We start from the raw sequence: 20,032 nt of genomic DNA, 5'->3' as shown, positions 1-20,032 counted from the left end.
TCGCTATGCTCAATATTGGAATGACCGAGCTGCTGATTTTCGGGATTATTGCACTTTTGGTTCTTGGGCCAGATAAGCTTCCGGAAGCAGTCCGTTTTGTCGGAACATGGTACGGCAAGATCAAGCGTATGGTGAGCAATGTTCAGAATGATCTTGATCGTGAATTGCGCCTGTCTGAGCTACGTGAACAGATGCAGGCTGAAATGCAACGGATTCAGGAACTGGAAGCCAAGATGCAGGCACAAATGACAGATTTGCAGCAGCCGATTGCAGCGGATCAATTAAAAATAAAACCTCTGTCTGCTCAGCCTTTGCTCAGCTATCAACCGGTGATACAGCCTGTATCCCCCGTGTATTTACCCAAGCCTACAGCAATTCAAACCGTGATTTCAGAACAACGCTATACAAAAATGAAGGTGGCCGTATGACATCCTTACCGACCACACCCGCCTCAAATGATTCTGCAGCGCTGAATCTTGAACAGATGCCGATTACCCAGCATTTGATCATCTTAAGAAAGCATCTGTTTAAAGTGGTTGCTGTCCTGATTGGCCTGTTTTTCTGCTTATTACCCTTTGCTAATCAGACTTATCAATGGTTGTCTGAACCGTTGCGTGCACAGCTACCTGCCAGTTCAACCATGATTGCCACGGATGTCACTGCAACCTTCATGGCACCTTTTAAGCTGAACTTCTTTGTCGCGCTGATGATCGCGATGCCGTTCATCCTGTATCAGCTCTGGACCTTTATTAAGCCTGCGCTGTATGCCAAGGAAAAGAGCCTGGCCTTGCCGCTTCTGATCGGCAGTATCGTACTTTTTTATACCGGCATCAGCTTTGCCTACTTTGTGGCATTGCCCTCGATTCTACATTTTTTTATCAGTGTTTCGCCTGAAACTGTAGCCCCGATGACCGACATCAACAGTTATCTTAGCTTCTGTTTAAAGCTGTTTCTGGTCTTTGGTTTTACTTTTGAGATTCCCATTATTACCCTGGTTCTGATCTTGATTGGCGCAGTTTCGACCCAGACTCTGGTAGAGAAACGGCGCTTTATTATTGTGGGTTGCTTCTTTGTAGCAATGTTTGTGACGCCCCCGGATGCCCTGTCAATGATCATGCTGGCTGTCCCGATGTGGCTGCTGTTTGAACTGGGTTTGCTGGCAGGGAAACTGATTGAAAAACGTCGTTTAAAGACCGAATAATAATAACCAGCCAAAACAAAAAAAATATCGATTTACTCAGGCAGCTCTTGCTGTCTTTTTGTTTTTAATTTTCAATAAAATACTGATTTATTTAATTTTATTGAAACAATTCTTTCACTTCCCTGTCATTTTTAGCCGTTAATTTACTCATAACCATTTAAAACAACCAAGCACATACTGCTAGGAACAAAATATGACTGATCAAATTGCTTTTAATGATGATTATGACAGCAACACTTCGGGGAACCCAGAATTTCACCAACTGTTTAACCAACAGATGAGTCGTCGCGATTTAATTAAAAAGACGGCTGGTGGTGCAGTAGCATTAACCTTAGCAGCCTCACTTACGGGCTGTAGCGATAATGATGAAGAATCAACTCCGCCAAGCATACCTGCAACACCGAATGAACCAGATTTAACTGCAACACCTAAATCATTAACCTTCAAACCAGTGGATAAAAACACTTTAGAGCAATTTACTGTGGCTGAAGGCTATGATTTTAAAGTCCTACATGCGGTAGGTGATCCTTTACACCCAAGCCTACCTGTATGGGATGAAAACAATATTCCTAGTGGTGTATCCTACGAACGCCGTGTCGGTGACAACCATGATGGTATGACCTTTTTTGGTTTAAATACCAGCAAGCAAAATTTTGATGCGACTGTATCGGACACTGGCTTATTGGTGATGAATCACGAATATTTACAACGTGATGACTTACACCCTCGTGGTAGCATATTTGATCAAGATGATATCACTGAAGATGAAGTAATCCGTGAAGTAAACTCTCATGGTGTCTCTATTGTTGCAATCAACAAAAATCCTGAGACACAAGAAATCACGGTCGATTTAAACTCCCCATTTAACCGCCGTATTACAGCAGCAACTGAAATGGAATACCGTGGCCCTGTACGTGGTAATGCGTTGGTACAAACAGCATTTAGCCCAGATGGTACCAAAACACGTGGCACCATCAACAACTGTGGTAACGGCTATACCCCTTGGGGCACTTATCTCACCACTGAAGAAAACTTCAACCAATATCTCGCACGTCAAAAAGACACCGAAGGCGGGGATGTACGCGATGCCAATACCGAACATGCGTTAAAACGCTATAAAGTCAATAATGGCGCACGTGGTTATAACTGGCAAAGCATTAGCAATCCACAAATCTTTACGCCAGATTATTTCAGCCGTTGGAACACGGTCATCAGCGGTGCATCGGAACAAGACGATTATCGCAACTCGATTAATACTTTTGGTTGGATTGTTGAAATAGATCCGTTTGATAATCGTAGTATGCCAGTAAAACGTACCGCTTTAGGTCGCTTTGCTCATGAAGACTGCCGTGCTAGCCGTGCCATTGCAGGTAAACCACTTGCATTCTATATGGGTGATGATTCACAAGGCGAATACATCTATAAATTTGTCTCAGATACTCCGTGGAATCCTACTGATGTCAACGGTGGCTATGCGGCTGGCGACAAATACATGAATAACGGTAAGCTTTATGTTGCGCAATTTGATTTCAATGAAGCAACGGGTGAAGCTAAAGGCCAATGGTTAGAACTCTCTTTGTCTAATCCAAAGATTGCCAACTATGCAGAATACAAATTTGCAGACCGAGCAGATATTTTGGTCAATGCACGTATCGCAGCCGATGCAGCGGGCGCAACTAAAATGGACCGCCCTGAATGGGTTGCGGTAAATCCACATAATGGCGAAGTGTATGTCACATTAACCAATAACTCACAACGCGGTTCAGCACATGTAATTGATGCAGCTAATCCACGCCAATATTCAGATGATGATGATGCAACGAACCGCCTACGTGGCAATATTAATGGTCACGTGATTCGCTTCCGTGAAACAGGCGACGATGTTACTGCAACATCATTTACATGGGATATTTTCCTATTTGGTGCCGAAGCAGATTCAATCCCAGGTGTAAACCTTTCTGGCTTGACGGATGCAAATGACTTCTCTAGCCCAGATGGTATGTGGTTTGATGACCGTGGCGTATTATGGTTACAAACTGACGATGGTGCATATACGGATACAACCAACTGCATGATGCTGGCAGCACTTCCTGGTTCAGTGAGCGATGGTTCTGTACAAACCGCAACAGCGGGCACAGGCACACAAAAAACACCTATGGGTGCGAAGCTCGATGACTCGAAGCTACGCCGTTTCTTGGTTGGTCCTGCTGGCTGTGAAATTACAGGGGTCACTATGACACCTGACTACAAAGCCATTTTTGTAAACGTGCAACATCCAGGTGGCACTTGGCCTGCAAACCAAGCTGAACATTTAATCAGTACTGGTCGTGCGTATTCACGTCCACGCTCAGCAACAGTCGTGATTACCCGTAAAGATGGCGGTGTCATTGCAGGTGAGTCGTTAGAAACCCCTAAAGCTTAAACCCTGAAGTGACCTAAAAAATGCCGACATCTGTCGGCATTTTTTATATCCGGTGATTATTTTAGGCTAATTATTTTCTCAATAGTTTGACCTGCGGTTGTACCTTGTTGTGACTTCTCGATCCAGTGCCATTGTCCCTGCTGCATTCTCAAAAAATTTGAGCAGCGGGTGCCATAGGCCGGACTCTGGATAAAAGTCGAAGACAGCAGCTGTTCCATTTCCACGGAGATACCTGTGTCTGGCAGCAGCTCCGGAATCACCTTGCGTTCATCTTCCAGAATATCCCAGACTGCATGACACAAATCTGCTTCTGCGATCTCCTGGTATTGCAGCATCGGTAAAAATTCCTGGGTAAAGCGTTTACGTAAATGGCGGGTCTTGTACCAGTCTTCGCTCATCAGGCCATTCGAAACCACATAGACGCCATGCGCCAGTACTTGTGGTGCTTCACCGCGATTGCTCATATACACCGCCTGATCCTGATCCCCCATAAAAAGATTAAAGCCGGCATAGTCACACTGGCGTTGTTCCAGATCTTGAGCAAAACGAATCGGCGTTAAGTCAGAATCTAAAAAGTTCTGGATGATATGTCCACGTGAAGTCGGATAATGCCCTTTGTCCTGCCCATCACGAAAATTGGTAATCACCGCCCAGCGACCGGAAGTCGTAATACCCATCCAGGTACCGCCCGACTGTAGATCCTGCCCGGCAATTATCGGACTATTCTCCCATTCATGCAGCTCCTGCGTAGGACGCTGATAGAACTCATCCCGATTTGAAATCAGACATACTGGGCTCTGATCCAGAACCTGCCAAGCCAATGCCACGATACACATAATTTACATCCTTGATCTTTACACATTGAATGTACAACATTTTTCTTTGCTTTCAGCTAAAATCTGTGCAAAACAGAATCACAAGGAACAGGAATGCTCACCTATCCCAATATTGATCCCGTTGCGATTTCGCTCGGGCCCTTACAAGTCCACTGGTATGGACTGATGTACTTACTGGCATTTTTATTTGCCTGGGGATTGGCGACGTTTCGCGCCAAACAACGTGGCTGGACACCAGATATGGTGTCTGACCTGATTTTCTTCGGTGCTCTCGGTGTGATCATTGGTGGCCGTGTCGGTTATGTCTTCTTCTACGGTTTTTCCCAGTTCCTGGCCGATCCTTTATGGCTGTTCCAGATCTGGACCGGCGGTATGAGTTTCCACGGCGGTTTCCTCGGGGTCATTCTGGCCATGTTGTGGTGGTGCAAGAAATATAAGATGACCTGGTTCCAGACTCTGGATTTTATCGCACCTTGCGTACCGACAGGCTTGATGTTTGGCCGGATTGGTAACTTTATTGGTGGCGAACTGTATGGCCGTCAGGTCACCGACCCAAACTTTGCCTGGGGCATGATCTTTCCGACCGATCCGCTGCAACTGGTTCGTCATCCATCTCAACTCTATCAGGCACTATGTGAAGGCCTGATCCTGTTTATTATACTGTGGTGGTTCAGCTCCAAGCCACGTCCACGTATGGCAGTTTCTGCGCTGTTCCTGATCGGTTATGGCCTGGCACGTTTTGTGGTTGAATTCTTCCGTGAGCCGGACAATGGCCAACTGTTTATTGGCTGGATGAGCAAAGGACAATTCCTGAGCCTACCAATGATCCTGATTGGCTTGTGGATGATGTGGTATGCCTACCAGAAGAAAATATATGACTGGGGTCCAAACAAAAATAGCTAAGAAAATAGCTTAATTGAGCGAGGCAAAGGCCTCGCTTTTTTATACTCAAAATATGCTAAAGTGCCGATTATCTCTTCTATTCTTTCATCATTATGCTTGAGTTCTGGTTTAATCCGCAGGTATCTGTTCTCAAAAAACTGTTGATCTTTATTGTGATTGCAGCGACAGCTGCAGGCTTGTACTGGATGGAACCACTGCCCTTAGATTCTATTTTGATGTTTGTCGGTACCGGCATCATTTTTCTGATCTGTCGTTACTGCAAAATCCACTTTGCCAGCAAAAATCCGACCGGTTTGCTGTATAGATTACTGACCTGGATTCCAATTGCCTTATTGATTGCTTTAGTTTTTATGAATATGCAACAGGGCGAAATCCTGATTCCGGGTGCACAAGGCATTGCCTTTATGGCACTGGCAATTTGTCTGTTTTCTCCACTGTCCCTGCTCAATCAGAACAAATCAGATGCAGGTTCACCCCATGCTTGAGTTCTGGTATTCGGAACGCTGTAGCCGTCAAATCAAACTCATCGCCATCATCGCGACCTGTATTTTGATTTATACAGCATCGACTGTGGCCCAGTTAGATCCGGTATTTGTGGGGGTGAGTTTAGCGATTGGAATTGTCGTGCATTTACTACACCATTTCCGCCTGAAAATCTCAAAATCCAATCCCTATGCAAATGGCTTTAGCGCCTTGAGCCGGGTGATTCCCATCATTGCCTTAATTACCCTGTTTGGCTATTTACCAGAACAGCACCAGCAATGGGGCAAATTTGCCTTGGGTCTGCAATGTCTTGGCTTTGCCGCGATTGGATTATTTATCGTTTCAATCTATGAAAGCCGTGCGAAGCGTTTTGAGGACTGATCACTTCGCAGTATTTTCTTAGAAGTAAGTTTCCAGACGATAGTAACTATAAGTCACGTTTTTATTGCGATAAACCGCATGATCTCGCTGTTTAAAATCTGATACCCAGGCACTACCTGAATAAGCCGCGATATGTCCATATTTATGTCCCTGAGTACGGTCAATAATATAGATATCTCCTTTTTTCGGACGATCAAAAGAAGCATTAATTTTCTTATAACCCAGCTGCATCAGGGTACTTCCCCAATCTGCTGCTGCGACCGGATGATTCACAATTTTCGCACCAGAAGATTGCAGACCGACACGAATACTGCGAGCACATTTCTGTGTACTGGTATTTCGGGTAATGCCTTGCAGATAACTGGTAAATTTCTCGATATTGATACGATGGCCATTGCTTACGCCTGAAGCGTTACGGACAGTGGCTTTTTGGGATGACTTTTTAGGTCTTTGCTCCGATTGGGAACGCACCATGATATTCGCTTGGACAGGAGCATGTACTTCGCTCATGTTTACTTGATGATCATAGATCATGCCTTAACAACCGCTCCTCGCCTGTAATTTAGGCTTTCATATTGTTAACAAGCCGAGAATACTAGTCGTTTAAATGTTATCTTTCACATTAAAAATGTAAATAAATTTGTCTATTTTTCCGGCATTCAAATTAAGCCGTTCTTTCTAATACAGTTACAAAACCCATTATCTTTGCAAAAAAAAATGTAAAGCAAAGCTAACTCTGACGCCTTGCAAAGCGTTTTCAGCCTGAAATAGAGAAAATGAGCCGTTACTTTTTTCTACTCAAACGTGTGGATTTAGTCTGTAGCTCGGCCATTTTCAGACAGCATTTCACTACATGATTACATCATTTTGAGCTTTAGACCCTGTATTACACTGATGAGGCATTTTTAATATTGAACTAAAGGGAGAAGAAAAATGAGTCAGACTTTAAGCACCGTTTCAAATTTTAATTTAGAACAATATTTAGGGACCTGGTATGAAATTGCACGTTTGCCGATGAAGCACCAACCCGAGGACAGCACCGATATTTCTGCGGTATATAGCTTGAATGAAAATGGCAAGGTTCGGGTTCAGAACCGCTGTCTGGATGGTGAGGGTAAGCTGGATGAAGCCATTGCTGAAGCGACCATTGTCGATGCAGAACATGCCAAACTTGAAGTCAGCTTTTTACCTGAAGGCCTGCGTTGGATTCCGTTTACCAAAGGGGATACTGGGTATTAAAAATTGATCCGGATTATCAGACCGCGCTGGTGGGTGAACCCAATAAAGAATATTTATGGCTCCTGCATCGTGGCACCCATCTGGATGAAGCGACTCAACGTGAATATTTAAGCTATGCAGAATCTTTAAGTTATGACCTGTCCAATCTGATTCATACCGTTCATACTGGCCATAAAACAGTTTAAAGCTTTTCTGCAATAAGCACCCTCACTGGGTAATGCCAGTCAGTTCAGAAATTGACTGGCATTTTCTTTTTAAATTCATGACTGTAGTTGATATGTGGGAAAGTCATCCGCAACTGTTTGAGGCCGGACTACATTAAAAAATGATTGTTTCTGCGATAAATTTGCTAGTTGATAGTGGCTGACGAGTTTTGCGGATGACAAATGCCTTTGGTTACTTTGGGCGAAACCAAAGTAACAAATGAGCTGCAAGGGTTTGATTTAAAAAGGTAAGACTCCACCATGAATCACTAAAAAGTTAAGGGGTTTACTTCTAAATCCCTTAACTGATCAGCATTACCCGCACTGGGTGCTTTTTTTGATCGAGTGCTTGCCGGTCTATTTCCAGAAGATGCAATATCAGAAATATTAGAAAAAAATGTTATGATGCATTCAATTTGCCCAGCTCGACAGAAAATGACTTTATCCGAAATAAACTTTTTCTGCTGAAAAAAAGGTAATTTAAACAAATTTTTAAGAGAAACCTATGCGCCAATATCTTGACCTTTTACAACATATCCTCGACAACGGCGGCGATAAAGGCGACCGTACCGGTACAGGTACACGTTCGGTATTTGGTCATCAGATGCGCTTTGATCTTTCCCAAGGTTTTCCTTTACTCACCACCAAAAAAGTTCATTTCCGTTCTATCGTGATTGAATTGTTGTGGTTTCTGAAAGGCGATACCAATGTTCAGTATTTAAAAGACAATAAAGTCTCGATTTGGGATGAATGGGCGACCGCAGAACAGACTGCGCGTTTTGGCCGTCCTGAAGGCGAATTAGGCCCGGTATATGGTCACCAATGGCGTAATTTTGGTGCCAGCAAGAATGCAGATAATAGCTATAATCAGGATGGTTTTGACCAAATCAAATGGTTGATCAATGAAATTAAAACCAATCCAAATTCGCGCCGTCTGATTGTCTCTGGCTGGAACCCGAATGAAGCAGGTCAGGTCGCCTTACCCCCTTGCCATACCCTGTTCCAGTTCTTTGTACACAATGGCAAATTGTCTTGCCAGTTGTACCAGCGCAGTGCCGATGTTTTTTTAGGTGTGCCATTTAATATTGCCAGCTATGCTTTATTAACGCATATGATCGCGCAAGTTTGTGATCTGGAGGTTGGTGACTTTGTCTGGACTGGCGGCGATACCCATTTGTACAGCAACCATTTTGAACAGGCACAATTACAGCTCAGCCGTGAGCCACTCGACCTCTGTCAATTAAAACTAAATCCCGAGATTAAAGATCTGTTCGATTTCAAATTTGAAGATATCGAAATTGTCGGTTATGAATCTCATCCAGGAATTAAAGCCCCTGTCGCTGTTTAATTTTCTTTATTATAAAGTTCCCTCTCCTCCTAGGAGAGGGCTAGGGAGAGGTCTTTTACCACACGTGAATCGCCAACTCCTTTCAAAATATATTTCCGGCCCTAAAGCGTGAAGGCAATCAATATAAATTGTTAACCTCTCCTTCGTACCAGTAAAAAATTACACGAAGGACTTTGGGTTTGATGAGAAGGATTCAATACATGTCATTTCAAGATTTAGAAGTTGTACACGTCGTCGCCATGGATCAGCAGCGTTGTATCGGCAAGGGCAATGACCTACCTTGGCATATCTCTGCCGATCTGAAGCATTTCAAGGAAATCACCCAAGGCGGTGTGGTGGTGATGGGTCGCAAGACACTAGAGTCGATGGGACGTACTCTACCTAAACGGGTGAACTGGGTCATTACTCGTGATCCAAACTGGGCATTTGCAGGTACCAAAGTCGCTTATAGCATTGAAGATGCACTGAGCCAAGCCGTGGCAGATGTGAAAGCTTCAGAAAAGCCTGATACCATTTTCATCATTGGTGGCGGTGAAATCTTTAAACAGACCATGGAGATCACAGACCGTCTAGAACTGACGCATGTCGAACTGGATGTACAGGGCGATGCCTATTATCCAGCGATTCCAGCAGAATTTAAAAAAGTCGCTGCCGAGCAACATATCGACGACAAAACCGGCATTGCTTTTGAGTTCGCAACCTACAGAAAATAAAACCTATTTCTCATGAAAAAGTGATGATGCAGGGACGCGAATACATCTCCAGACATTGGAGTCTGTGGCTGCTGGGCAGCCTGTTTACTTTATTCGTCATTCTGTCGAGTCTATGGCTCAGCCTGCTGCTCTGGGTTCATCTACCCATCGGCAAAATCGGCAGCTTGATGCTGATTGGACTCTGGCTGACCTTTGCGCTGGTCGTTCTCGGGATTTATTTCACCCGGCATCTGATCTCCCGCCAAGTCGATAGCGTTCTTTATCTTCTGGCCTTTTTATTCTGTCTGCTGGGATATTTCAGTCTGGAAGCGCGTCAGGATCGAGAGTGGAATCCTGAGGTTTCCCAGCTTCTGCATTATGAGCAGCAAGGCGATCAGGTTACCTTACACAATATCCGCAACTTTGACTGGCAGGCCGATGGTCGCTATATCGAACGCTGGGAAAGCCGCAGTTTTGATCTGAATCAGATTACTGGCGTGAACATCATTACTTCCTACTGGATGGGGCCTAAAATTGCCCATACCCTGGTCAGCTTCGATTTTGCCAATCAAAAGCCACTCACCTTCTCGATTGAAATCCGCAAGGAAAAGAATGAAGAGTTTTCAGCGATTGGTGGCTTTTTCCGAAAATATGAACTGAGTCTGGTCGCATCGGATGAAAAGGATATTGTCTATACCCGTAGCAATGTCCGTGGTGAACAGGTCTATTTTTTCCCAGTCAAAATGCCGCAAGCTCAGGCTAAAGCGCTATTCAAGGAATATCTGCGTCAGGCCGATGAGCTGGCCCAAAAGCCAAAATGGTACAATACCCTGACCAGTAATTGCACCACACTAGTCTTTGATATGGTTCAGGCGATATCGCAACAACAGCTACCCTCAGATTACCGGTTGCTGGCCTCCGGCTATTTACCGAATTATCTCTATGATCTTAAAGTACTGGAACAGTCTTGGGATATGCACACCTGGTATCAACGGGCACATGTCAATCCACGGGTAGAACGCACCGCTAATCTCTCCAGTCAGGACTATTCACGACTGATCCGGCAGGGCCTGCCAAAACCCGACATGCAATAACTGTTTAGCAAATCCACTTCAATAAAGATACAAAATCAACTGGAACCCTGATCATTTTTTTGTTTATATACAAATAGCTAGTCAATTATCAGAGTATCTCTCATGCTAAAAAAATTAACTGCAATCGCGATTTTAGGATCGGTTTTAACGGTCATGGGCTGCGAAACTGTACCCACTACAGCCACGACACAAACCGCGAATCATTTACAACTTTTGCAAAATCGTACCTGGATTGCAACCCAGATTGGCAATACTGAAATCAAGACGGTGCCAACCGCACGCAATGTTCCGAGTCTGCAATTTGATGCCAGTACTCAGCGCGTTTCAGGTTCAGATAGCTGTAACCGGATTATGGGCAGCTACACAACAGCGAAAGACACGCTGACCCTGAGCCAAATGGCCACTACCCGTATGGCTTGCATGAACAACGATCAGCTTGATCAGAGATTTAATGAAGCTTTAGCCAAAGTGACGCATTATCAGGTATTTGCTAAAACCTTAAAATTACTGGATCGCCATGGAAATCTCTTGATCCAGCTGGAAAGTGCTGTTCAGCCGCGTTAATACTTCCCTACAAAAAGCCTGTATGGACAGGCTTTTTTATCTTTCATACTGATGAGCTGGAATTTAACCATCAGCCCGATTGAGTTATTTAATTGAATGAGGAATCAACCATGCAACAGGCACTTTTCGGTGGGGGATGCTTTTGGTGTACTGAAGCCGTATTTTTACAGATCCAGGGGGTTCAGCAGGTCGTCAGCGGTTATGCAGGTGGTCATACGACTGAGCCAAACTATGATGATGTCTGCGGAGGCAATACCGGCCATGCTGAAGTCATTCTGATCGATTTCGATGAAAACCAGATTAACTATACCCAGTTGCTCGATGTATTTTTTGGGACCCATGATCCAACCACGCTAAACCGTCAGGGTAATGACGTCGGTACCCAGTATCGTTCTGTGATTTATTATCTGAATGATGAACAGCAGCAACAGGCGCAGCAGGCGATCGATGCTCTGAAAGCCGATGGCATCAATGTGGTGACTGAACTGAGCCCTGCGCCGACTTTCTATCCGGCGGAAGACTATCATCAAAACTTCTTTGCCAAGAACCCGACCCAGGGCTATTGCAATTTTGCCATTCCGCCAAAATTGAATAAATTACGCAGCAAATTTACGACCCTATTAAAAACCCATTAAGATTCATGAAAAATGGGTATAAAAAAAAGCGACTGATTGCAGTCGCTTTTTTACTCTCAGAATCTTAGTTATCGGTTGCAAAAGCAATATCGCTGAGTCCGGCTCCACTCGCACGCGACATGACTTGCGCCACCGAGTCATAACGTGATTCTTTATCCGCTTTCAACACAATGGTCGGCTGACGTTCAGCTTGGCCCGCTTCATTAAAACGGGTTTCAAGCTGTTCCAGCGTCAGTACATCGCCATTCCAGGCAATGTCACCTTCGGCATTGATGCTGATCGTGACATTTTCAGGCGGCAGATCGATAATCTCCGCAGTGGTTTGTGGCAAGGTTAATGGAATTGATGGGTTCGCAACGGTCGCTGTCACCAGAAAGATGATCATCAATACCAACATAATGTCGATGAGGGGAATGAGGTTCATCTCATTCATGCCTACATCGTTGTCTTCACCCAGTTGAAAAGCCATTAAACTTGACCTCCCACGAAACTCTGTTGTGTTACTTTTTCATCAGACTTTTTTGCAGCAGATTCCTGTTGCAGCATGGTATCAATCAACAGACCATGTGCCTGATCTTGTAATTCATGAGCCAAGCCACGATTAGCACGGACACAGATGTTATAAGCCAGTACCGCAGGAATCGCGACTGCCAGACCTAAGCCAGTCATAATCAACGCTTCACCGACTGGGGTTGCCACTTGTGCCAGACCTGCCTGACCACTTTTACCAACAGCAACCAGCGCATGGAAGATACCCCATACCGTACCGAATAAACCGACAAATGGAGAGATCGATGCGATGGTACCCAGAACTGATACACCTTTTTCGGCATTGGCTTTTTCTGCTGAAATCTGGCGTAACAGCGCCTGTTCTGCCACTGCTTTACGCTGTTCAAAGCCCAAAGGAGCCAGCTTGGTTTTCAGTTTTTCCAATGCTTGAGATAACTGAGCATAGGCAATCTGTTTCAGTTGGCGAGTGCCCATCAAACGCAGCACAAAAATGGTCCATGTCGCAATCGACATTGCCAATAACACGAAATACAGCGTTTTACTGACTGCATCAGCGTGTTGCCAATAAACTGAAAAGTTCATATTCGAACTCCTAATGGGTGAGCCGTTATTTAACCTGAAAATCGAAAGGCTGTTCCACACGGGTTGGATAAGCCACACCATTTTCAACATATTTGGTGAGTTGTGCACGACGTACCGCTGCTTCTACTTTGCGCGTTACCGCCGGGCTACAACTTGAATTTCGTGCAGTCGCAGAGACCACTTTACCCTGCTCATTCGCTGAAACATCTACTACCAGTGAACAGGCTGATTTTAATTCACCTGCAGAGAGTGAGACTTTTGGTGAACGCTGCCAGGACACGCCCCCACCAATCGATACACTTTTCGGGGATGGCGGCGCAGCAGGTGCTGGCGGTGCCACAGGCGCAGGTGGCGCGACCGGAGCAGGTGCCGGTTTAACTTTAGTTTCAGTGACCACTGTCGGTACAACCGGACTTGGGGTTGATTTTGCTTCAACTGGCGGTGCTTTAACCACTTTTGGCGCTTCAGCCTTTTTCACCTGCTCGATTTTTTCTACTTTTTTCGGTGGTGGTGGCAGTGGTTTATCGACAATTTTGACTTCTTTCGGCTTAGGCGGCTCTTTTTGTGGCTCGGCCTTCGGCTTTGGCGGTAAAGGTTTTGGCGCTTCCTGGAGTTTTACAAAGCGCACTTTTAAGGGTTGCTTATCAATGGGTGTCAGCTCAGGTGCTTTCATCTGGCTGATCGCATATAATACACCCACATGCCCAACCAGTACAGCCGCCACGATAGAGATGACTTTCTTTTTCATCTGATTCGGCGGTGTAGGCATTTGGGGCGCAGCAACTTGACTCATTAAATCTATTACCTTGAGGAGATGATGTGGAACAAACTATCAAGCTCATCGGTTAGCACAATTAAAGTATGCCAATAATAAATGAGAAGTGTTTTCATTTGCAACCGCTAATCCTGCCTTTGACTGACTTTTTTTGCATCAAAACAAAAAAGGCACACTAAAAGTATGCCTTTTTAAAACTCAATGCAAGTCTTATTGGAACACGACAGTCTTGTTGCCATCGACAATAATACGGTCTTCCAAATGCCATTTTACCGCACGGGCCAATACATTACGTTCCACATCCTGACCGAGTTCACGTAACTGCTCAACGGTAAAGTCATGGTTCACGCGCTCCACATCCTGCTCGATGATCGGACCTTGATCCAGATCAGCAGTCACATAGTGTGCAGTTGCACCAATCAGCTTCACGCCTTTTTCATAGGCCTGTTTGTACGGATTAGCACCTACGAAAGCTGGCAGGAAAGAATGGTGAATGTTGATCACTTTCATTTCCCACTTGCTGACAAATTCTTCATCCAGAATCTGCATATAACGCGCCAGCACCAACAGGTCATTGCCTTGCATCAACTGGTCGATTTCTGCATAAGCTTCAGGTTTGTTGTCTTTGGTCACCGGCACAACTTCGAATGGAATACCAAAGTTTTCAACTGCTTCGCGTAAAGTCTCGTGATTCGACACCACTTTAGTAATTTCACAAGGCAAACCACCACGCGCATGACGCCATAACAGCTCAAGCAAGGCATGATCGACTTTAGACACCAAAATACCGACTTTTTTCACGTCACTCACCAGAGCCAGACGCCATTGCATGCCATAGCGTTCTGCCACATTCGCTGCAAAAGTCTGGGTAATACTTTCTTTGCGACTTTGAAGATTATCTAATTCAAATTCAACGCGCATGAAGTAACGTCCGCCCTGCGCTGCTGTCGCATATTGGTCAAGCGCAGTAATGTTGGCACCTTGATGATACAAGAAGCTCGAAACAGCCTGCACGATGCCCGGCTTGTCTTCACAAGTAATCAATAAACGTGCGGTGTTAGCAGTCGTCATATTCATGTTGGTTTAAGTCACTAATCAGTTAAATTAAAAAATAAGCCGAGTATTCTAGCGCGTTTCTTGGATATTCTGAATAGTTTGTTCAGATTCAGAATCTTTAGACGACGACAGGCTGGCAAAAAGTTCCGAAGAGCCCAAACTATTCAATAAACCTTCATAGGTTTGACGACTTTCACCACGTAAATACGCCCCTTCCAGGAATACCATTTGACGCAGTGCCTGCCAGACCCATTTTTCTTCCAGCGTATTGGAATCGGTCAGATGACCCGACATATACAGGAAGTTGGTCCAGTTGGTCAGCACAATCCACAGGTTAATAATCAGTGCTTCAATCTCTGAATCGGTCATGTCCATCAGGCCTGCATTAACAAAGCCTTTATAGATTTTCTGGCCCTGCTGCATCACCTGACCGGCAAAGCGTGGATACATCTTGCGAAAATCTTCGTTATTTTCTACCAGATGATAGACATCACGATGCAGGAAACGGTAAGCCCATAACTGGCTGCTCAGTACCTGAAAATAATGCACCTTGTCATTGGCATCCAGCGCACGGTCATCCGGCAGCGCCAGCATTTCCAGGGTCTGGTGCTGGTACTGTTCCATCAATTCTTTAATAATTTCATTTTTATTGGGGAAATGATAATACAGGTTACCCGGGCTCATGCCGAGTTCAGCCGCAATGTGATTGGTGGTTACCGATCGTTCACCACGCTCGTTAAACAGCTGCAAACTGAGCTGCAAGATACGCTCTTTAGTTTTTAAGGTTTTGGTTTGGGACATCCTAAAATAACCATTCAGTTCATGCATTAGCAGGCTAACACACAAAGTCACTTGACTAATTAGAGTATTTGCTCTAAAAATTAATTAATCGATTTTTGAATAATGGTAGTGCGGCATGAACAGTCACACAAAAACAACATCAATGACACCACATTTTTTTGATAGCCAATATCTGAATGAAGTCTTGGCGCAACAAAAACACGCTTATTTACACTACCCTCTGCCGACTGCAAAGGAACGTATCGATCGTTTAGCTCGACTTAAGCGTATCTTAGTTAAGTATCAAGATCAATTTGCTGACGCAATTAATCAGGACTATGGTAACCGTTCCATTGGGGAAACCAAGATTGGTGAACTGCTCACCTGTCTGGAACATATTAAATATTACAGCAAAAACCTGACCCGGTGGATGAAACCTTCCAAGCGTCATGTCGGCATTATTCATCAGCCGGCCAAAGCCTGGGTGCAATATCAGCCTTTGGGTGTAGTCGGAATTATCGCACCGTGGAACTATCCGCTGTTGCTCTCGATTGGCCCACTAATTTGTGCCCTGGCGGCCGGCAACCATGCCATGATCAAAATTTCCAGTGCATCGGCTGCCTTTGGTGAAGTTCTGGAAAAAGCCCTGGCTGAAGCCTTCCCTAAAGAATTGGTCGCTGTGGTGAATGGTGGCGGTGTGATTTCAGATGCTTTCTGTCGTTTGCCTTTCGATAAACTGATTTTCACCGGCTCAACTGCAGTCGGTAAAACCGTCATGGCAGCCGCTGCCGAAAATCTGGTGCCGGTGATTCTGGAACTGGGCGGTAAATCGCCGGTACTGGTGCATCCATCGATTGATCTGCGCGATGTCGCGCAGCGGATTGCGGTGGGCAAACTCTGGAATGCCGGTCAGACATGTGTAGCGCCAGACTATATGTTCCTGCCTCTCGGAAAAACTGCCGAGTTCATTGATCACTTTAAAGCCTGTGTCGAAAGCATGTATCCGGATATCACCCATAATCAGGATTACACCTCGATTATTAATGTCAAACAATATAACCGTCTGCAAGGCTATCTGGATGATGCGCGTGAACAGGGTGCGCAAGTCATTGAAATTAATCCGCGTAGTGAAAACTCGGCTGATCTGCGCAAGATTGCACCGACCATCGTGACCAATGTCACCCCGATGATGCAGATCATGCAGCATGAAATCTTTGGCCCACTGTTACCGATCATGGAATATGATCAAATTGACGATGTCATCGACTTTATTAATAGCCGTCCGCGTCCACTTGCTTTATACTACTTCGACTTTGATCAGGCGCGTGCCGATTATGTCGCACAGCGTACCCATTCAGGGCATTTCGGGCAAAATACGGTACTGACCCATGTTGCGCAGGATGATCTACCATTTGGGGGTGTCGGTGCATCAGGTATGGGTAAATACCATGGCCCAGAAGGCTTCTTCAGTTTGTCGCATGAACGCTCAGTAATGTCGAATCCAAAGCTGTACAGCTTGAAATACATTCTGCCACCGTTCAATAAACCGATTCACAAGCTGATTTCGAAGACACTTCTCCGCTAAATGATCAAGGCATGAGCTATCGATATAGTTCGTGCCGCGTTTTGACGAAAATCGCTTGTCTTTTAAGCGCATTTTTGATATAAAACGCCCCTTGAATGATTTCAATCCGTTTATTTTTGACTGGCCATACAGATTTGCTGTTGGCTAAATCAATGGAGTTACACCATGTCTAAGGTTTGCCAAGTTACCGGCAAGCGTCCAGTCGTTGGTAACAACGTCTCACACGCCAACAACAAAACTAAGCGCCGGTTCGAGCCGAACCTGCACCACCACCGTTTCTGGTTAGAAAGCGAAAAACGTTTTGTACGTCTTCGTTTAACCACTAAAGGTATGCGTATTATCGACAAATTGGGCATTGAAAAGGTTGTTGCTGACCTACGTGCTCAAGGTCAAAAGATCTAAGGAGTCTGAACCATGCGTGATAAAATTCGCTTAGTTTCTTCAGCTGGTACAGGTTATTTCTATACCACGACTAAGAACAAACGTACTATGCCGGAAAAAATGGAAATCAAAAAATTTGATCCAAAAATCCGTCAACACGTAATCTTCAAAGAAGCTAAAATCAAATAATTTTAGTTTCTTTAAAAAAACGACCTTTGCGGGTCGTTTTTTTTTGCACTTTTTTTATCCGACTTGATAAACTTTCTGCATGTTTTGGCACTTTTTGTGCTTATTTCCCAGCAAACCTAGCTAAAGGAGTATTTAGTGCCACATGACGTAGAGCTCATTATATTACTAGCTGTTGGTTTTGGCTTAGCTTTGGTCTTTGGCTATCTCGCTGCACGGTTACGTCTTCCCCCTTTGATCGGTTACTTAATTGCCGGCATTCTGATTAGTCCCCATACACCCGGTGTGGTCGGTGATATTCATCTGGCCAACCAACTGGCAGAACTTGGCGTCATGTTCCTGATGTTTGGCGTCGGAATGCATTTTTCCCTGAACGATCTGATGCAGGTACGCCGGATTGCCCTGCCTGGTGCGATTTTACAGATTGCAGTTGCCACCTTGCTCGGGGTTGGAGTTTCGATGCTGTGGGGCTGGAGCTTTGGCTCAGCACTGGTCTTCGGCCTAAGCCTGTCTTGTGCCAGTACCGTGGTTCTACTCAAAGCCCTTGGTGATCGTGGCTTACTGGATTCAATCAATGGCCGAATTGCTGTTGGCTGGTTGCTGGTCGAAGATCTGGTCATGGTCTTGGCGCTGGTACTGTTACCTGCCACTGCGGTGCTTTTAGGTGGGCAAGCGCTGGAAGGTGCAAGCGATGAGAATATCTGGCTCACCTTAGGCATTACCCTGCTCAAAGTCGCAGGCTTTATTGCCTTCATGCTGATTATTGGTAAACGCCTGATTCCGATGATCATACAGGTGGTGGCGCGTCTCGGTTCACGTGAGCTGTTTACTTTAACAGTGGTGGCTGCTGCGGTTTCAATCGCCTTCGGTGCCTATAAAATCTTTGGCGTGTCGATGGCACTAGGTGCTTTCTTTGCCGGAATGGTCGTTAAGGAATCTGATTTCAGTCATCGTGCTGAAGAAGAAACCTTGCCACTGCGTGAAATTTTCTCGATTTTATTCTTTGTCTCCGTCGGCATGCTGTTTGATCCGCGCATTTTGCTGGAACAGCCTTTACATGTACTGGCAGTGGTCGGGATTATCATGATTGGTAAGACTATTGCCGCGATGGCACTGGTGCTGTTCTTCCGCTATCCGATTAATACCGCCTTGACCGTCGGTGCTTCGCTGGCACAGATTGGTGAGTTCTCCTTTATTTTGGCTGCGCTCGGTGTTTCGCTCAACCTGCTTTCGCTGGAAGGTCAAAACCTGATTCTGGCAGGTGCCTTAATTTCGATTACACTTAACTCCTTTATCTTTTCCGCGATTGAGCCGGTACAGAAATGGATTCGGGAACGCTCGACTCTGGCCCGCTTACTGGAACGCAGTGGTGACCCTCTGGCGATGTTACCCGATGAAGTCTCACAAGATTACCTGCGCGATCAGGTGGTGATTATTGGCCATGGTGAGGTTGGGCGGCGTATTACCCGGTCATTGATGGAAGAGAACATCAAGGTGGTCATTGCCGAAGAAAACCGTGATATCGTCGAAAACCTACGTGAGAAAGGCATTGCTGCGGTTTCTGGTGTAGCCACTGAAGCCGGAGTACTGATTCAGGCACATATTCAGCATGCGCGCTTACTGGTCATCTCCCCTATGGATATCATCGATATTCATAAAATTGTCGACATTGCCAAGACCTTGAATCCACAAATTCAGGTACTGGTCTGTGCAGAAAGCAAGGAAGAAGCTGAAGCCATTCGTCGGGATAATGTCGGTGCGGTTTATTATGCCAAAGAAGAAATGGCAAAAAATATGAGCAATCATATTTTGAACCAGATTGAGATCGCGCATCAGCATACGCCTTCTCATTAAAGTTTTTCTTTTAATCAACACCAAATAAAAAAGTTGTCGGATCTGGCAACTTTTTTATGGACATCAATATATCTCCGAGCCAAAGATTTTATTAACTCACTGGCTTCAGACTGCTCATGACCCAAATTTTAAAATAATGATTTTTCATCTTCATTTTAAATGAACGTTTTTGTGATACTTAAAATCTGCCTAATTTAGGATCTGTTGACATATCTGTCTCTTATACACATCTCCGAGCCCACGAGACAAACATAAACATCAATCTTTTTATGTCCGCTTTCATTCTTTTACGTTCGGTTAAATCCTATCTGCTGCTTCTTTT

Annotated in this window: 22 protein-coding genes and 1 pseudogene; 16 read left to right on the top strand and 7 right to left on the bottom strand. The window is 45.0% G+C overall.

Annotation, left to right across the window (positions count from 1 at the left end; all coding sequences use genetic code 11):
• Positions 1-5 precede the first annotated feature (5 nt).
• From tatB to BFN00_RS14780, 3 genes are all read left to right on the top strand, one after another.
• Positions 6-428 carry a Sec-independent protein translocase protein TatB gene (tatB, locus tag BFN00_RS14790; protein ID WP_071852258.1) on the top strand — a complete coding sequence of 141 codons (423 nt, stop codon included), beginning with the start codon at positions 6-8 and terminating at the stop codon, positions 426-428.
• Positions 425-1,201 carry a twin-arginine translocase subunit TatC gene (gene tatC, locus BFN00_RS14785; protein WP_071852257.1) on the top strand — a complete coding sequence of 259 codons (777 nt, stop codon included), beginning with the start codon at positions 425-427 and terminating at the stop codon, positions 1,199-1,201. The genes tatB and tatC overlap by 4 nt, the downstream gene beginning before the upstream one ends.
• 193 nt (positions 1,202-1,394) lie before the next feature.
• Positions 1,395-3,623 carry a PhoX family protein gene (locus BFN00_RS14780; RefSeq protein ID WP_071852256.1) on the top strand — a complete coding sequence of 743 codons (2,229 nt, stop codon included), beginning with the start codon at positions 1,395-1,397 and terminating at the stop codon, positions 3,621-3,623.
• 56 nt (positions 3,624-3,679) lie between these two features.
• Here BFN00_RS14780 and BFN00_RS14775 read toward each other — a convergent pair whose 3' ends face one another.
• The gene (locus BFN00_RS14775) at positions 3,680-4,459 is read right to left on the bottom strand and encodes an NRDE family protein (RefSeq protein WP_071852255.1); all 780 of its coding nucleotides are present in this window, start codon (positions 4,457-4,459) and stop codon (positions 3,680-3,682) included.
• A 93-nt stretch (positions 4,460-4,552) separates the two neighbouring features.
• Here BFN00_RS14775 and lgt point away from each other — a divergent pair, with 93 nt between their 5' ends.
• From lgt to BFN00_RS14760, 3 genes are all read left to right on the top strand, one after another.
• Positions 4,553-5,362, top strand: a complete 810-nt coding sequence (gene lgt / locus BFN00_RS14770; protein WP_071852254.1) for a prolipoprotein diacylglyceryl transferase — start codon at positions 4,553-4,555, stop codon at positions 5,360-5,362.
• Positions 5,363-5,454: 92 nt separating this feature from the next.
• Complete coding sequence (locus BFN00_RS14765) at positions 5,455-5,847, top strand: hypothetical protein (protein WP_005107933.1); 393 nt, start codon at positions 5,455-5,457, stop codon at positions 5,845-5,847.
• On the top strand, positions 5,840-6,226 hold the full coding sequence (locus BFN00_RS14760; RefSeq protein WP_005107934.1) for a hypothetical protein: 387 nt from the start codon (positions 5,840-5,842) through the stop codon (positions 6,224-6,226). The genes BFN00_RS14765 and BFN00_RS14760 overlap by 8 nt, the downstream gene beginning before the upstream one ends.
• Before the next feature lie 18 nt (positions 6,227-6,244).
• Here BFN00_RS14760 and BFN00_RS14755 read toward each other — a convergent pair whose 3' ends face one another.
• Positions 6,245-6,760, bottom strand: coding sequence for a hypothetical protein (locus tag BFN00_RS14755; protein WP_004278427.1), 516 nt, complete (start codon positions 6,758-6,760; stop codon positions 6,245-6,247).
• 399 nt (positions 6,761-7,159) lie between these two features.
• Between BFN00_RS14755 and BFN00_RS16315 the strand changes: the two are divergent.
• The 6 genes and pseudogenes from BFN00_RS16315 (at position 7,160) to msrA (ending at position 12,001) form a co-directional block, all read left to right on the top strand.
• A pseudogene (locus BFN00_RS16315) lies at positions 7,160-7,650 on the top strand (lipocalin family protein).
• A gap of 523 nt (positions 7,651-8,173) precedes the next feature.
• Entirely contained in the window at positions 8,174-9,016 is an 843-nt protein-coding gene (gene thyA / locus BFN00_RS14745; protein ID WP_071852253.1) for a thymidylate synthase, read from the top strand.
• Positions 9,017-9,216: 200 nt separating this feature from the next.
• On the top strand, positions 9,217-9,729 hold the full coding sequence (locus BFN00_RS14740) for a dihydrofolate reductase (RefSeq protein ID WP_071852252.1): 513 nt from the start codon (positions 9,217-9,219) through the stop codon (positions 9,727-9,729).
• Between the two features lie 23 nt (positions 9,730-9,752).
• On the top strand, positions 9,753-10,802 hold the full coding sequence (locus BFN00_RS14735) for an Lnb N-terminal periplasmic domain-containing protein (RefSeq protein WP_082180580.1): 1,050 nt from the start codon (positions 9,753-9,755) through the stop codon (positions 10,800-10,802).
• A gap of 102 nt (positions 10,803-10,904) precedes the next feature.
• Positions 10,905-11,366: an META domain-containing protein gene (locus BFN00_RS14730; RefSeq protein WP_071852251.1), complete on the top strand. Its 462-nt coding sequence runs from the start codon at positions 10,905-10,907 to the stop codon at positions 11,364-11,366.
• Positions 11,367-11,476: 110 nt separating this feature from the next.
• Positions 11,477-12,001, top strand: a complete 525-nt coding sequence (gene msrA, locus BFN00_RS14725; RefSeq protein ID WP_071852250.1) for a peptide-methionine (S)-S-oxide reductase MsrA — start codon at positions 11,477-11,479, stop codon at positions 11,999-12,001.
• A gap of 64 nt (positions 12,002-12,065) precedes the next feature.
• Here msrA and BFN00_RS14720 read toward each other — a convergent pair whose 3' ends face one another.
• The 5 genes from BFN00_RS14720 to BFN00_RS14700 all read right to left on the bottom strand — a co-directional run bounded on the left by BFN00_RS14720 (position 12,066) and on the right by BFN00_RS14700 (position 15,725).
• On the bottom strand, positions 12,066-12,470 hold the full coding sequence (locus BFN00_RS14720; protein WP_004278434.1) for an ExbD/TolR family protein: 405 nt from the start codon (positions 12,468-12,470) through the stop codon (positions 12,066-12,068).
• Positions 12,470-13,093, bottom strand: coding sequence for a MotA/TolQ/ExbB proton channel family protein (locus BFN00_RS14715; RefSeq protein ID WP_004647413.1), 624 nt, complete (start codon positions 13,091-13,093; stop codon positions 12,470-12,472). The genes BFN00_RS14720 and BFN00_RS14715 overlap by 1 nt, the downstream gene beginning before the upstream one ends.
• A 25-nt stretch (positions 13,094-13,118) precedes the next feature.
• Positions 13,119-13,886: an energy transducer TonB gene (locus tag BFN00_RS14710; protein ID WP_071852249.1), complete on the bottom strand. Its 768-nt coding sequence runs from the start codon at positions 13,884-13,886 to the stop codon at positions 13,119-13,121.
• Positions 13,887-14,078: 192 nt separating this feature from the next.
• Positions 14,079-14,945 carry a formyltetrahydrofolate deformylase gene (gene purU / locus BFN00_RS14705; protein WP_004278437.1) on the bottom strand — a complete coding sequence of 289 codons (867 nt, stop codon included), beginning with the start codon at positions 14,943-14,945 and terminating at the stop codon, positions 14,079-14,081.
• Between the two features lie 48 nt (positions 14,946-14,993).
• Positions 14,994-15,725: a TetR/AcrR family transcriptional regulator gene (locus tag BFN00_RS14700; RefSeq protein WP_213032106.1), complete on the bottom strand. Its 732-nt coding sequence runs from the start codon at positions 15,723-15,725 to the stop codon at positions 14,994-14,996.
• A 115-nt stretch (positions 15,726-15,840) separates the two neighbouring features.
• Here BFN00_RS14700 and BFN00_RS14695 point away from each other — a divergent pair, with 115 nt between their 5' ends.
• From BFN00_RS14695 to BFN00_RS14680, 4 genes are all read left to right on the top strand, one after another.
• Entirely contained in the window at positions 15,841-17,289 is a 1,449-nt protein-coding gene (locus BFN00_RS14695) for a coniferyl aldehyde dehydrogenase (RefSeq protein ID WP_004278439.1), read from the top strand.
• Positions 17,290-17,454: 165 nt separating this feature from the next.
• Entirely contained in the window at positions 17,455-17,691 is a 237-nt protein-coding gene (gene rpmB, locus BFN00_RS14690; protein WP_000048256.1) for a 50S ribosomal protein L28, read from the top strand.
• A gap of 12 nt (positions 17,692-17,703) precedes the next feature.
• Positions 17,704-17,859, top strand: a complete 156-nt coding sequence (rpmG, locus tag BFN00_RS14685; protein ID WP_001205031.1) for a 50S ribosomal protein L33 — start codon at positions 17,704-17,706, stop codon at positions 17,857-17,859.
• A gap of 135 nt (positions 17,860-17,994) precedes the next feature.
• Positions 17,995-19,710, top strand: coding sequence for a cation:proton antiporter (locus BFN00_RS14680; protein WP_005107946.1), 1,716 nt, complete (start codon positions 17,995-17,997; stop codon positions 19,708-19,710).
• Positions 19,711-20,032: the final 322 nt, after the last annotated feature.

Origin of the sequence: Acinetobacter sp. AR2-3 (assembly GCF_001878775.1) — a bacterium.
Taxonomy (GTDB): domain Bacteria; phylum Pseudomonadota; class Gammaproteobacteria; order Pseudomonadales; family Moraxellaceae; genus Acinetobacter; species Acinetobacter lwoffii_D.
The sequence above is the reverse complement of the archived record's forward strand: the minus strand, read 5'-3'. Positions and strand labels throughout refer to the sequence as shown.

Bases quoted from the DNA above. Each gene is read 5' to 3' on its own strand.
- tatB (WP_071852258.1), top strand. From the start codon at position 6: ATGCTCAATATTGGAATGACCGAGCTGCTGATTTTCGGGATTATTGCA.
- tatC (WP_071852257.1), top strand. From the start codon at position 425: ATGACATCCTTACCGACCACACCCGCCTCAAATGATTCTGCAGCGCTG.
- BFN00_RS14780 (WP_071852256.1), top strand. From the start codon at position 1,395: ATGACTGATCAAATTGCTTTTAATGATGATTATGACAGCAACACTTCG.
- BFN00_RS14775 (WP_071852255.1), bottom strand. From the start codon at position 4,459: ATGTGTATCGTGGCATTGGCTTGGCAGGTTCTGGATCAGAGCCCAGTA.
- lgt (WP_071852254.1), top strand. From the start codon at position 4,553: ATGCTCACCTATCCCAATATTGATCCCGTTGCGATTTCGCTCGGGCCC.
- BFN00_RS14765 (WP_005107933.1), top strand. From the start codon at position 5,455: ATGCTTGAGTTCTGGTTTAATCCGCAGGTATCTGTTCTCAAAAAACTG.
- BFN00_RS14760 (WP_005107934.1), top strand. From the start codon at position 5,840: ATGCTTGAGTTCTGGTATTCGGAACGCTGTAGCCGTCAAATCAAACTC.
- BFN00_RS14755 (WP_004278427.1), bottom strand. From the start codon at position 6,760: ATGATCTATGATCATCAAGTAAACATGAGCGAAGTACATGCTCCTGTC.
- thyA (WP_071852253.1), top strand. From the start codon at position 8,174: ATGCGCCAATATCTTGACCTTTTACAACATATCCTCGACAACGGCGGC.
- BFN00_RS14740 (WP_071852252.1), top strand. From the start codon at position 9,217: ATGTCATTTCAAGATTTAGAAGTTGTACACGTCGTCGCCATGGATCAG.
- BFN00_RS14735 (WP_082180580.1), top strand. From the start codon at position 9,753: ATGATGCAGGGACGCGAATACATCTCCAGACATTGGAGTCTGTGGCTG.
- BFN00_RS14730 (WP_071852251.1), top strand. From the start codon at position 10,905: ATGCTAAAAAAATTAACTGCAATCGCGATTTTAGGATCGGTTTTAACG.
- msrA (WP_071852250.1), top strand. From the start codon at position 11,477: ATGCAACAGGCACTTTTCGGTGGGGGATGCTTTTGGTGTACTGAAGCC.
- BFN00_RS14720 (WP_004278434.1), bottom strand. From the start codon at position 12,470: ATGGCTTTTCAACTGGGTGAAGACAACGATGTAGGCATGAATGAGATG.
- BFN00_RS14715 (WP_004647413.1), bottom strand. From the start codon at position 13,093: ATGAACTTTTCAGTTTATTGGCAACACGCTGATGCAGTCAGTAAAACG.
- BFN00_RS14710 (WP_071852249.1), bottom strand. From the start codon at position 13,886: ATGAGTCAAGTTGCTGCGCCCCAAATGCCTACACCGCCGAATCAGATG.
- purU (WP_004278437.1), bottom strand. From the start codon at position 14,945: ATGAATATGACGACTGCTAACACCGCACGTTTATTGATTACTTGTGAA.
- BFN00_RS14700 (WP_213032106.1), bottom strand. From the start codon at position 15,725: ATGTCCCAAACCAAAACCTTAAAAACTAAAGAGCGTATCTTGCAGCTC.
- BFN00_RS14695 (WP_004278439.1), top strand. From the start codon at position 15,841: ATGAACAGTCACACAAAAACAACATCAATGACACCACATTTTTTTGAT.
- rpmB (WP_000048256.1), top strand. From the start codon at position 17,455: ATGTCTAAGGTTTGCCAAGTTACCGGCAAGCGTCCAGTCGTTGGTAAC.
- rpmG (WP_001205031.1), top strand. From the start codon at position 17,704: ATGCGTGATAAAATTCGCTTAGTTTCTTCAGCTGGTACAGGTTATTTC.